Annotated in this window: 12 protein-coding genes and 1 riboswitch; of the genes, 2 read left to right on the top strand and 10 right to left on the bottom strand. The window is 70.9% G+C overall.

Annotated features, from left to right (window positions below; all coding sequences use genetic code 11):
* Positions 1-191: 191 nt before the first annotated feature.
* The gene (locus ACZ53N_RS06280) at positions 192-1424 is read left to right on the top strand and encodes a helix-turn-helix domain-containing protein (protein ID WP_469139779.1); all 1233 of its coding nucleotides are present in this window, start codon (positions 192-194) and stop codon (positions 1422-1424) included.
* Between the two features lie 106 nt (positions 1425-1530).
* A complete protein-coding gene (locus tag ACZ53N_RS06285; protein ID WP_469139780.1) occupies positions 1531-1749 on the top strand; it encodes a hypothetical protein in 219 nt (72 codons plus the stop codon).
* Between the two features lie 623 nt (positions 1750-2372).
* Here ACZ53N_RS06285 and ACZ53N_RS06290 read toward each other — a convergent pair.
* The 10 genes from ACZ53N_RS06290 to ACZ53N_RS06335 form a co-directional block, all read right to left on the bottom strand.
* A complete protein-coding gene (locus tag ACZ53N_RS06290; protein ID WP_469139781.1) occupies positions 2373-3326 on the bottom strand; it encodes a Ppx/GppA phosphatase family protein in 954 nt (317 codons plus the stop codon).
* A 67-nt stretch (positions 3327-3393) separates the two neighbouring features.
* Positions 3394-3945: a DUF501 domain-containing protein gene (locus ACZ53N_RS06295; protein WP_469139782.1), complete on the bottom strand. Its 552-nt coding sequence runs from the start codon at positions 3943-3945 to the stop codon at positions 3394-3396.
* A gap of 64 nt (positions 3946-4009) precedes the next feature.
* A complete protein-coding gene (locus ACZ53N_RS06300; protein ID WP_469139783.1) occupies positions 4010-4483 on the bottom strand; it encodes an FtsB family cell division protein in 474 nt (157 codons plus the stop codon).
* A 139-nt stretch (positions 4484-4622) separates the two neighbouring features.
* The gene (gene eno, locus ACZ53N_RS06305) at positions 4623-5903 is read right to left on the bottom strand and encodes a phosphopyruvate hydratase (protein ID WP_362220081.1); all 1281 of its coding nucleotides are present in this window, start codon (positions 5901-5903) and stop codon (positions 4623-4625) included.
* Positions 5904-6193: 290 nt separating this feature from the next.
* On the bottom strand, positions 6194-6925 hold the full coding sequence (locus ACZ53N_RS06310; protein ID WP_469139784.1) for a transglycosylase family protein: 732 nt from the start codon (positions 6923-6925) through the stop codon (positions 6194-6196).
* A gap of 4 nt (positions 6926-6929) precedes the next feature.
* A riboswitch (cyclic di-AMP (ydaO/yuaA leader) is annotated at positions 6930-7112 on the bottom strand.
* Positions 7113-7371: 259 nt separating this feature from the next.
* Positions 7372-8385, bottom strand: coding sequence for a transglycosylase family protein (locus ACZ53N_RS06315; RefSeq protein ID WP_469139785.1), 1014 nt, complete (start codon positions 8383-8385; stop codon positions 7372-7374).
* Between the two features lie 166 nt (positions 8386-8551).
* On the bottom strand, positions 8552-9817 hold the full coding sequence (locus ACZ53N_RS06320) for a cytochrome P450 family protein (protein ID WP_469139786.1): 1266 nt from the start codon (positions 9815-9817) through the stop codon (positions 8552-8554).
* A gap of 152 nt (positions 9818-9969) precedes the next feature.
* On the bottom strand, positions 9970-10395 hold the full coding sequence (locus ACZ53N_RS06325) for a DUF6479 family protein (RefSeq protein ID WP_469139787.1): 426 nt from the start codon (positions 10393-10395) through the stop codon (positions 9970-9972).
* Between the two features lie 142 nt (positions 10396-10537).
* Positions 10538-11512: a nucleoside triphosphate pyrophosphohydrolase gene (locus tag ACZ53N_RS06330; protein WP_469139788.1), complete on the bottom strand. Its 975-nt coding sequence runs from the start codon at positions 11510-11512 to the stop codon at positions 10538-10540.
* 34 nt (positions 11513-11546) lie between these two features.
* Positions 11547-12173 carry a SurA N-terminal domain-containing protein gene (locus ACZ53N_RS06335; protein ID WP_469139789.1) on the bottom strand — a complete coding sequence of 209 codons (627 nt, stop codon included), beginning with the start codon at positions 12171-12173 and terminating at the stop codon, positions 11547-11549.
* Between the last annotated feature and the right edge of the window lie 273 nt (positions 12174-12446).

Raw genomic sequence — 12446 nt, forward strand, 5'->3', positions numbered from 1 at the left:
CAGGCGCCGAGCCGCCCGCCGGGCCCGGCCGCACCGCGACTCGCGGCACGGGCCAACTCGGCTACTCAGCAGGTGCGTTTACCGGCGTCGTGACGTGCGAGGCCCCCGCTGAGCGGTGGTGAACGATCCCCTGTGCGCCCCCCATGCCCGGGAGTACCGTTCTCAGTGTCTAGGTCAGAACGGAGTTGAATATGTCCGATTCCACCTACATCCCCCCCACCACCTTCGGCCAGCGCGTCAAGAAGGCCCGCGAGCGGGCCGGCAAGACGAGGGCCACCCTCGGCGGTCTCGTCGGGCGTTCGCAGGAATGGGTCAAGGCGATCGAGAACGACCGTCTCGGTATGCCCCGGCTCCCCTTGCTCCTCCGATTGGCTTCCGAGCTGGGTGTCGATGACCTTGCCGACCTCACAGGCGACGAACGCCTCGCAGCCGCCACCTACACCAAGGCCGCGCATCAGGACCTGCCTGCGATCAAGGCCGCGCTGACCACTTACCGCTTCGCGGACACCGCCGAAGAGCCACCGGCCGTCGCCGCGCTGGAGCAACGTGTACGCCACGCGTGGCAGGTATGGCACAGCGACGGCGACCATCGCACGCAGGTCGCCCCCCTACTGCCCGACCTCTTGGCGAACCTCCAAATGGCCACCAGGGTCCACGACGGAACCGAGCGACGGCGGGCTCTCTCCGCGCTCGCCCAGTGCTACCACCTCGCGCAGCTCTTCCTCAGTTTCCAGCCCTCCCCGGAAGCGGTCATGCTCACCGGTGACCGGGCGATGACGGCGGCACAGGACGCCGATGATCCGCACGCGATCGCCGTCGCCGCGTGGTACCTCAACCACATCTTCCGCGATGCCGGGGAGCGGCACGAGGCACGGGTGGAGCTCGCCATGCGGGCCGTGGAGCTTCTCAGGCCCGGCCAGGGACCCGAGGATCTCGCCCGCTGGGGATTGCTCCACCTCGCCGCCGCCCTGTCGTACGCCAAAGTCGGCAAGGCCGGAGATGCGTGGCGGCACTGGGACCACGCCGACAAGGCGGCCAAGAGCCTCGGCGACGCGTACGCGCACCCGTTTCTCATTTTCGGCCGTGGCGTGGTCGACGCCTACGCCATCACGATGAATGCCGACCTGGTCCGGGGCCGCGCCGCCGTCGACGCCACGCGGGTCGACCTGACCCCGATCCCGTCGGCCACGCGCCGCAGCTTCCACCTTGTCGAGTCCGCACGGGCGTACAGCATGCAGGGCAAGGACGAGGACATCGCGGTGGTGACGCTGCTGAAGAAGGCACACGCGGAATCGCCCGAGACCGTCAGGTTCAACCTCTTCGCACGCTCGGCGGTATCCGAACTCGCCACCACGGGAAGCGCGGTCATCAGGAAGGACGCGCAGCGGTTGCGCCGGGACATGAGGCTCCCGGCGGTGGCATAGGTACGTTTCCTACCCCTCGCCAAGGGGGTATGCGGCCTACCCCTCGGACACCTCCGGCGGTCATACGGTCTCCCTCTCCACGACCGACGACGCCGGGGGATTTCCCATGGGCACCACCAAGGACCGCATTGACACCACCGCACGTTCCCAGCTCGACGACTTGATCGGCAGCGAACGTCTCACGCCGCTTCCGAAACAGCCGCCCTGCTTGGGATGCAAAGGCATCAAAACTGCCCGTAGTAAGGCGCTCCACGCGGGGCACACCGATGCTGTTCAGCTGTTGACCACGGCCTTCGGCCGCCACCAGCGATCGGCCCACCCATGAGGAGCGCCGCGCGGGAGCGACTGTCACTCCTCATCATCACTTGGGGTGTTGACGGCGCCCTCCGCGTCGAGCACACGACGAGACGCGCACCGGAACAATCAGCGGACGGCGGCGATCTTCCACCCGGCACCATGCGGTTTCCGGAATGCGAATGTACGGAGCACCGGGCGGGGCGCGGTCGGCCGGACTCGTCCGTGCGACTGCTCGCTCCCGAGGCCGACCTTTCCCAGGACGGGGGCTGTCGGTGATGGGGCGGTCGCGATCCTCCGTCCACCGGGCATGGCGTTCCTTGGAAACGTGGTGGTGCCTGCACGGCCAGTTCTCCAGACCCGTACGGGCCGTCTGGCCGAGCCGTCGCCGGGCGCACGCCCACGCTTCCGACTGGCTGGCGGAGCCGGGGTTCCTCGATGCGATTCACGAGGCAGCGAGGCGGTCGAGCTGCGACCGCACACAAGATGACGTGGTCGGCCTCCCCCACACCAGCGGGCCGCCCGCCATGCCGACCCCCAACATGCCCACCGCAACCCGCGCCTACTACCTCCCCGGCTGACGCAGTGCCTGAACGAAGCGGGCCGCCCGGAGCCCCATGACTCCGGGCGGCCCGTGCCGCAGGGCCCGAACGGTCAGGCGTCGTCGCCCGCCACGGACCAAGCGATCCCGTCCAGGATGTCGTGTTCGCTCACCACGACCTCCTCCGCGCCGATCCGTTCCATCACCGTCTGGAGGACGAGCGCCCCGGCGCCGATGACGTCCACGCGGCCCGGGTGTATCACCGGGATCGCCGCGCGCTGCTCGTGGGTCGAGGAGAGCAGCATGCCGGTGACCTCCTGGACCTGGTCCAGGGAGATCCGCGCGTGGTGGATCGCGGACGAGTCGTACTCCGGCAGGCCGAGCGCGATGGCCGCGACCGTGGTGACCGAGCCGGCCAGGCCGACCAGGGTGCGGGCCTCGGTGAGGGGGACGCTCTGCTCGGCCTGGTCCAGGGCGGCCTCGATGTCGGCCTTTATGGCCGACAGCTGCCCGAATGTCGGCGGGTCGGTGACGACGCCGTCGGCGACCAGGTGACGCTCGGTCATCCGGACGCAGCCGACGTCCACGCTGCGCGCCGCGCGTACGTGCTCCTCGCCGACGACGAACTCCGTCGAGCCGCCGCCGATGTCCACCACCAGGTACGGCTTCGCCAGGTCGTCGCGGCCCGTCAGTTCCTTGGTGGCGCCGGTGAAGGAGAACTCCGCCTCCTGGTCACCGCTGATCACCTCGGGCTCGACGCCCAGGATGTCCAGCACGCCGCGCACGAAGTCCTCGCGGTTCTCCGCGTCCCGGGAGGCGGACGTCGCCACGAAACGCAGCCGGCTCGCGCCGTGCTCCTTGATGACCTCGGCGTACTCCCGGCAGGCGGCGAAGGTGCGCTCCAGTGCCTCGGGGGCGAGCCGGCCCGTGCGGTCCACGCCCTGGCCGAGCCGGACGATCGTCATCCGCCGGTCGAGGTCCTTGAGTTCGCCGGTCGCCGGGTCGGCGTCCGCGACGAGGAGCCGGATGGAGTTGGTGCCGCAGTCGATGGCCGCGACGCGAGTCATGCGCACTCCTGAAGGGTTGGTTCCGCTCCCCGGGCGGCGCGCCCGGGGGTCTGCTGCCGGGCGGGGCTCACGCCTTCGCGTCGGCGTCGCACGTCCCGTCGCTGTCGCACGGGCTCACGCAGGGGCCCTTGGCCCACCACTCGGGGAGCATCGCGATGGCCTCGTCGCCCAGCGGGTTCACACCGGGGCCCGCCGCGAGGGAGTGGCCGACGAGCACGTGCAGGCACTTGACCCGGTCCGGCATGCCGCCGGCGCTCGGGAAGCCCTCAAGCACCTCGATGGCGTCGCGGCGGGTGATGTAGTCCTCGTGCGCGGCGCGGTAGGCGTCGGCCAGCTCCGGGTCGCTCTGCAGCCGGGCGGTCATGTCCTTCATGACGCCGTCCGCCTCCAGCGTGCCGATCGCGGAGGCGGCGCGCGGGCAGGTCAGGTAGTACAGCGTCGGGAACGGCGTGCCGTCCTCCAGACGCGGCTGCGTCTCGACGACGTCGGGGTTGCCGCAGGGGCAGCGGTGCGCGATGGCCCGCAGGCCGCGCGGCGGGCGGCCCAGCTGCTCCTTGAACGCCGCGATGTCCGCGTCGGTCGGCTCGGTGGGCTCGGTCTTCGGAGGAGGGGTGTCCATGTGTCGCTCGTACTCGCTCGTACTCGGTGTTCTCGAATGGTCGGGGGCAGGCCCGAAAGGGCCCTTACGGGGAGTCCGTGGCGTCCACGCCGTCCCAGAGGTTGCTGTACCAGGGGCGGTTGGCCGCGCCCTGGTCCGTGCGGCGCTTGGCGGGCCCGCTGCCGTCCACCACGCTGTAGCCGGTCTCGCCGGGGCGTACGTAGTGCAGGTGCTCGCGCGCCTGCTGCTCCACGTACGCCGGGTCCTCCAGCCGCGCCTTCTGCTCCTGCAGCCGTTTGACCTGTTCGCGGGCGCGCTCGGACTGACGCCGCTGATCGGCGATGTCCGAGCGCTGGGTGACCCACTGGCGCATGGGGTAGGCCAGCGCGACGACCAGGGAGCAGACGACGAGCGCGAGGAGCGCGGCGCGGCCGGTGAGCCGGCTGCGGCGGGGCGGCCGCGCGCGGTAGACCCGGCCGCCCCGGGCCGTCGGGCCCTGTACGAGCACCGTGCCGAGCGCCTTGAGCCTGGTCGCGGTGGGCAACCGTTCCGCCGCCACGTCGCCTCCCCGTGGTCTCTGAACGAACGTACGTCCTCGGCCACGGTACGGGACCGTGGCCGAGGACGTAGTGAGGCTGCCGTCTGTCCCGGGAGGGTTTTCGGCCGGGGCCGTTCAGCGCCCGTTCACAGCGGGTATGTCAGCCCTTGAAGCGCGGGAAGGCGCTGCGGCCGGCGTAGACCGCGGCGTCGTCGAGGATCTCCTCGATGCGCAGCAGCTGGTTGTACTTGGCGACGCGCTCGGAGCGGGCCGGGGCGCCGGTCTTGATCTGGCCGCAGTTGGTGGCGACGGCCAGGTCGGCGATGGTGACGTCCTCGGTCTCGCCGGAGCGGTGGGACATCATGCACTTGAAGCCGTTGCGCTGGGCCAGCTCGACGGCGTCGAGGGTCTCGGTCAGCGAACCGATCTGGTTGACCTTGACCAGCAGGGCGTTGGCGGCGCCCTCCTCGATGCCGCGGCCGAGGCGCTCGGGGTTGGTGACGAACAGGTCGTCACCGACGATCTGCACCTTGTCGCCGAGACGCTCGGTGAGGGTCTTCCAGCCGTCCCAGTCGTCCTCGAACAGCGGGTCCTCGATGGAGACCAGCGGGTACGCGGCGACGAGCTCCGCGTAGTAGTCCGTCATCTCGGCGGCCGAGCGGGACTTGCCCTCGAACTCGTACGAGCCGTCCTTGAAGAACTCGGACGCGGCGACGTCGAGCGCGAGCGCGACGTCCTGGCCGGGGGTGTAACCGGCCTCCTTGATGGCCTCGAGGATGAGGTCGAGGGCCTCGCGGTTGGAGCCGAGGTTCGGGGCGAAGCCGCCCTCGTCGCCGAGGCCGGTGGACAGGCCCTTGCGCTTCAGGACGGCCTTGAGGGTGTGGTAGACCTCGGTGCCCCAGCGCAGCGCCTCGGAGAAGGACTCCGCGCCGATCGGCGCGATCATGAACTCCTGGATGTCCACGTTGGAGTCGGCGTGCGACCCACCGTTGAGGATGTTCATCATCGGAACGGGCAGCAGGTGCGCGTTCGGGCCGCCGAGGTAGCGGAAGAGCGGCAGGTCGGACGCCTCGGAGGCGGCGTGCGCGACGGCGAGGGAGACGCCGAGGATGGCGTTGGCGCCGAGCGAGCCCTTGTTGTCGGTGGCGTCCAGGTCGAACATGGCCTGGTCGATCAGGCGCTGCTCGGTGGCGTCGTAGCCGACGAGCTCCGGGCCGATCTGCTCGATGACGGCGAGGACGGCCTTCTCGACGCCCTTGCCCATGTAGCGGTTCTTGTCACCGTCGCGGAGCTCGATGGCCTCGAAGGCGCCGGTGGAGGCGCCGGACGGCACGGCCGCACGGCCCGTGGAGCCGTCGTCGAGGCCGACCTCGACCTCGACCGTGGGGTTGCCTCGCGAGTCGAGGATCTCGCGAGCTACGACGACGTCGATAGACGGCACGTGCGTCTCCTTCGTGTGTGTCTGGAGTTCTGCCCCCGAGCCTAACGGGCTCCGGGGGTTCCCCCCGCCGGTGGACCACCTGGCGAGCCGAAAAACCGCACAAATGCCGAGATCATCGGACGAATAGCCGATGTGTTCGCCGAGCGGAGAACGCGGACACGGGAGCCGTCAGGGCCGCGTCGCCGGAAACGGCGGAGCCCCGCCCCGGCGCGCCCCGGGGGGAAGGCGCGTCGGAGCGGGGCGGTCCGCTGTGAACACCGGTGGCGCGGCGCGGTGGCCGGCCCGCCGGATCAGCTGAGGTGCAGCTGCTGGCCCACGAAGATCAGGTCGGCGTTCTCGACGATGTCCTTGTTGAGCTCGTGCAGCTTCTGCCAGCCGCCCTTGACCTTCTTGGCCTCGGCGATCTTGGCAAGGGTGTCGCCGGCCTTGACCTCGTACTCGCCGTCGCCCTTCTTGAAGGACTTCGGGGTGGCCTTGGGCGCGGTCTGCTTCGGGGCCGGGGCCGGAGCGTCGTCCTCGTCGTCGGACTGGAGCTGCGGGGCGGCCTTCGGGGCGGTCTGCTGCGGGGCCTGGCGCTCGCTGCGGTCCGCGTGCGACTTGGTGGAGGTGCCGCGCGAGGAGGAGGAGCCGGAGGTGTCGACGTCGGCCTTCGGGCCACCGGCGGTCAGACCGCCCGCGCCGGCGCAGCCCCAGGCACCCGGGCCCTGCATGGCGAGCAGCTTCTCGGCGACGGCGATCTGCTGGCTCTTGGTGGCGTGGTCGGCGCGGTCGGCGTAGGCCTGGCCGCCGGCGGCGTTCCAGGAGGACTGCGAGAACTGCAGGCCGCCGTAGTAGCCGTTGCCGGTGTTGATGGACCAGTTGCCACCGGACTCGCACTGCGCGACGGCGTCCCAGGTGTCGACGGAGGCGGCGCTGGCGGAGGTCGCGGCCATCAGGGGCGCGGCCACGGCGACACCGGCGACGCCGGCGAGCGTGACGATACGAACGGCCTTGGACGGACGGCGGTGCTTGCCCTTGGACATAAGTCGGTTTCCTCACCGACGCCTACGAGGTGAGCTGTCGGGTTCGGGCTGTGAGTTGCCCGGCCTGGTGTGCGGTGCACACTCGGCTTCACCCCAAGCCGTCCCGCCCCTGTCGATCATGTGATCGGCTGGACCGTTCCGGCGCCTACCTTGGTTCCCCCGCTCCTGCCTACGGCGCTTTCGCGACGACCCCTCCGGCCGCCGGCAGGATTCGGCGTGGCGGCCGTGGTGCTCGCGGTGGCGAGCGGTGACGACGTTAGACACAGCTGGCGTACGGGTTCAAACCCCTGATTCCAGCCACAGTTGCCTCTTGTTACCCACGGGAACACCTCGTTTCCGCAGGTGAGAGACCGTGAACAAACTCCGGACGACCGCCTTCCGACCAAAAGTCAACGAGACCCATGTCTCACTTTCGACTGGAACGGACATTCCCCCCGAAGTCTGCTCTATTTCCCGGCTTTCTTCTTGACCTCGAGCTTCTGACCAGGCTGGATCAGGTCCGGATCGGCCCCTACCACCTTCTTGTTGTCCTGATAGAGGGAGGACCAGCCGCCCTCGACGGAGTGCTCCTCCGCGATGACTGACAGGTTGTCACCGGGGCGCACCGTGTAATCGTCGGTACCCGGCTGCTCCGTACGCGCGCCGCCGTCCCGCGAGGCGCGGCCGTCGTCCGAACGCGGCGTCCCGGCGTGGTCCTTGCCCGCGCCCGTGCCGTCCGTGCCGTTCGGGCCATCCGTGCCGTCGGGCGTCGGCGTGCCGGAGGAGCCCGAGGGGGTGCCGGGCGTGGTCGAGGGGATCTCGGTGGGGTCGTCCGTGGAGGGCTTGCGGTGCTTGCCGCCCTCTGAGGAACCGTCCGTGGGCTGCGTGGAATCGCCGGGCACCGGCTCGGTGGGCTTGCCGGTCCCCGTGGGCGCGGACGGCGAGGAAGAGGAGTCGGGAGACGAGGGGGACGGCGAAGAGGAGGGCGAGGACGGCTTCTCGGAGGGAGAGGGCTTCGTCGAGGAGTCGGGCTTCTTTGAGGAGTCGGGAGAGGGGGTCGACGGCGTCGAAGGGGTGTTGCGCGTCGGCGCGGGCTTGGCGGGCGCCTCCGGCTCGGGGGTGTGCGTACTGCCGGGGTTGACCTCCGGCGCCTTGCCGCCCTTCGCGAGCCCCGAGGACACCGCGCAGCTCGGCCAGGCGTCCGGGCCGCGGCTCGCGAGGATCTGCTCCGCGACGGCGATCTGCTGCGAGCGGCTGGCGAGGTCGGGGCGCGGCGCGTAGTCCGTGCCGCCGTTCTGCTGCCACATCTCCTGCGTCATCTGCAGACCGCCGAAGAAGCCGTTGCCTGCGTTGGAGCTCCAGACGCCTCCGCTCTCACATCGGGCGACCTTGTCCCACGTCTCGGCCTCGGCGGCGTTCGCGCCGGTGGCGGCGAGCAGCGGCATGGCGAGGGACGCGCCCGTCACCCCCGCCGCGACCACGATTGCCGGTACCTGACGGGGTCTGCGGTGTCTACCGTTGCCGGAGCGCATGCGTTGGCCTCTCGTTGGCGGCTCAGTTGATGGTGGTCGAACATAGCGACGGACCACAGGAGTCACAAGCCGGTGTAGCGGAGGTCACGCGAAGGTCACGTGAGTTGACGTATGGTCATCTGATACGCGGAGTGAATTCCACCGGAAGCGTGCGTAGACCACGCATAATCAGCCCGCCGCGCCACCTCAACTCCTCCGGATCGGCGGCGAGTCGCAGATCCGGCAGGCGGCGCAGCAGCGTCGCGAGCGCTGCCTGCCCCTCCAGCCGGGCGAGCGGCGCGCCCAGGCAGTAGTGGATGCCGTGCCCGTACCCGAGGTGCTGATTGTCACGCCGGGACAGGTCGAGGGTGTCCGGCTCGGCGAACCGCTCGGGGTCGCGGTCGGCCGCCGCGAGCACGACGAGCACGGGGTCACCGGCGGCGATGCGCTGTCCGCCCAGGGTGATCGGCTCGGTCGCGAACCGCCAGGTCGCGAGCTCCACCGGCCCGTCGTAGCGCAGCAGTTCCTCCACGCCGGTGGCGAGCAGGCTCTCGTCGCCCCCGTCCAGGGCGCGTTGCAGGCGCTCGCGCTCGCCGGGGTTGCGCAGCAGGGCGTAGACGCCGTTGCCGATGAGGTTCACGGTGGTCTCGAAGCCGGCGAACAGCAGGATGAAGGCCATCGCGGCGGCCTCGTTCTCCGTGAGGTGCTCGCCGTGGTCGCTGGCGCGGATGAGGCCGGAGATGAGGTCGTCGTCCCCGCCTTCTCCCAGTTCCTCCCGCTTGCGGTGGATCAGCTCGGCGAGATAGCCGCGCATCTTCTTCACCGACCGGGCCACCCCGCCGCGCGGCCCGCCGCCGTGGCGGATCATCATGCCCGCCCAGTCGCGGAAGTCGTCCTGGTCCTCGCGGGGCACGCCGAGCAGATCGCAGATCGCGTAGATGGGCAGCGGGAAGGCGAACTCGTGGATCAGGTCCGCCTCGCCCTTGTCGATGAAGGCGTCGATGAGCTGGTCGGTGAGCTCCTGCACGCGCGGGGCGAACTCGGCGACGCGGCGCGGGGTGAAGGCCTTCGACACCAGCCGGCGCAGCCGGGTGTGGTCCGGCGGGTCGATGTTGAGCAGATGCGTCATCAGGTTCGCGCTGCGCTCGCCGGGAATGCCGACCTTGCCCTTGCCGTGCGCGGACTCCGAGTGGTGCGCCGGGTTCTTCGACAGCCGCTGGTCGGCGAGGGCCTGGCGGGCGTCGGCGTAACGGGTGACGAGCCACGCTTCGACGCCGCTGGGCAGGGCGGTGCGGTGCACGGGCGCGTGTTCGCGCAGCCAGGCGTACGCGGGGTACGGATCGGCGGCGAATTCCCAGGTGAAAAGGGGCGGCGCGGGGGGTGTGTCCTTGTCGTCGTGCACCCCCCGACGCTACCCGGTGCCCTGCGGGTCTTGACCTGTGCACCTCCGCTGCGCGGCGGTGTCCTCAATCGCCGGACGGGCTGCAAAAGCAGCCCGTCCGGCGATGAGGACCCGCCCGCAGGGCGTCCGCCGCCGCAGGCGGCACAGACGGCCTACGTGTGACCGCCGCCGCCGCTGCCAAAGCCACCGCTGCCGCCCTCGTGCCACTTCTTGCGCTCCTCCGACAGCTCTTCCTCGTGGCTGGCGGGGTTCAGCTCGTGCGGCAGCATCCGGTGTTCCTGGTCCTGCGGGGGCACTTCGTTCGATTCGTGGTGCTCGGTGACATAGCCGACCGTGCCCTCGTCGTCGTCGTGGCCCGGGCCGTGGTCCGGCGTCTTCGGGCCTTCCCGCTGCTCGTCCGGCGTGCTCCACGCGCCCATGCGCCGCTGGGGCGCGGCCGGGGGCGGCGGTTCCTCGTCACGTTTCCGGCGTCCCCAGAAGACGGCGACGATCAGGAGGATGGTGACGATCACGCCGACGACCGCGGGCGCGATACCGACGAGGTGGTCGCGGTTGGCGAGGTCCATGTTCTCCAGCATGCGGTCCGGTTACCCCGCCTGCGCGCGGACAGCCCCGAATCTGGGCCGAACGGGTGCCGTGCCCCGTCCCGGGTGGTGTCCCGGATCCGGCCGGTCCCGATGTGACCGGATTCGCGGCCCGCCACCCGGACGACCGGCGGGGTCAGTCCGCGGTGGGCGTGCTCTCGGCCGCGCGGATCGCGTCGCGGTAGGCGCGGGCCGCGGCCCGCAGGGCGGTCTCCGGCTCGACGCCGTCCGCCTCGGCCCGTACGGCCAGGGCGAGCAGCTCGTAACCGACGCCGTCCCCGGCGGGCGGGGTCACGTCCAGACCCTCGGACCGGGCCCGGGAGGCCAGCTTCGCGGCCAGGGCGAGGGCCGGCTGACCGAGCGGAACCCCCTCGGTGACCGACTCGCGGTCCTTCTCGACCGCCTTCGTCCGCAGCCAGTGCGCCTTGACGTCCTCGGGCGTCTCGGCGGACTCCTCGCCGAAGACGTGCGGGTGGCGGTGGATGAGCTTGTCGACGATCACCCCCGCCACGTCGTCGACGGAGAACGGCTCGTCCGCGTCGTCCTCGGCGATCCGGGCATGGAAGACGACCTGGAGCAGCACGTCGCCCAGTTCCTCGCGCAGCGACTCCCGGTCCCCGGTCTCGATGGCCTCCAGGAGCTCGTACATCTCCTCCAGGCCGTACTTCGCCAGGTCCTCGTGGGTGCGGATGCTGCTCCAGGGGCAGGCCCGCCGGATCCGGTCCATGACCTGGACGAGGTCGATCAGACGGGCGCCCGGCAGGTCGTAGGAGCCGGGGAACAGTTCCAGGGCGGGCATCGTCTCGCGGCCGGAGCCCGCGAGCCGGGCCAGCCCGTCGGTGAGGGCGGACTCGCCGACGGCCGAGGTGAGCACCACGGCCGTGCGGCCGCCGGTCACGCAGTAGTCGACCAGCTCACGGGCGGTGGCTACGCCCTCCTCGACCTCGACGCCCGCCTCCCGCAGATACGGCAGCTGCGGGTGGCCGGGGTCGGCGCAGAGCACCCGGTCGGCGGTGCGCAGCACCTGCCAGGCGGGCCAGGACAGCAGGCCGGGGGCGACCCGATGGCTGGTGGTGAGCAGGACGATGCGGCCGGGTACGGAGTCGTTCACACCGCCGAGCGTAGGTGACGCGCCCGGTGGCGGCTCACGCCGGGCGCAGCGGCTCGCCCGGGGCGGGGGCGGTGACCCGCAGCCACGGCTCCCGCGCGGGCTGGGCGGTACCGCGCTTGGGGTCCCAGGTTCCGTAGCGGGGGTTCACGTTCACGTGCAGGGCGTCGGAAGTGCGCCGCAGGACGTCGTTGGTCCGGGCGGCGCCGAGCTTGCCGTCCAGCTTGGCCCGGGTGAGGTCCATGGTCAGCGCCTCGTCGATCTGGTCGGGCGCGATGCCGAGGGCGAGGAACCTGGCCCGCACCGTCTCCGCTCCCCCGTTGGACCGCTCGACCTCGGCGCGGCGGCGCTGCAGCTCGCGGCGGGTGACCTTCACGCCGTTGTCCTCGGCGGCCCGCTGCACGATCCGGTTCTGGACGAGACGGATCAGGGTGTCCTGGTTCAGCCGGGCGCTGTTGGCCAGCAGCTGCTGCCCCTGCGGGGAGGACCGCTGCGCGTCCCGTACGACGTTCACCTCGTGCTGGAGCTGCGAGACCGTGATCCGGTCGTCGCCCACGACGGCCGCGGCACCGGGATGCGCGGCGGACCCGCACGCGGTGAGCAGTGGAGCGGAGAGGAGGAGCACGGCGGCGGAGACGGAGAGCGCGGTCCTACGGCGGTGCATGGAGCCTCCCGGCTGGGTCGTGGACGATGACGGGCGGGCAGTCGGCCTTGCGTTGATCGATGTTAGGGAGTCCACGTGACGTAGGCCACTGATTCGGCCAACGATTCGCCTTCGGCTGCGGGCCTGTCTTGCCGCCTGCGCCTGGCCGGCGGACCTTCGATTGACGGGCCGTCTTGCCGCCTGCGGCGGCTGGCGCCCTGCGGGCGCGTCCTCAATCGCCGGACGGGCTCGATGTGGGTTGGGGCTACCCCACCCCAAAAAAAAACCTAAAGA

The sequence above is a fragment of the Streptomyces sp. NPDC033229 genome (assembly GCF_055576875.1).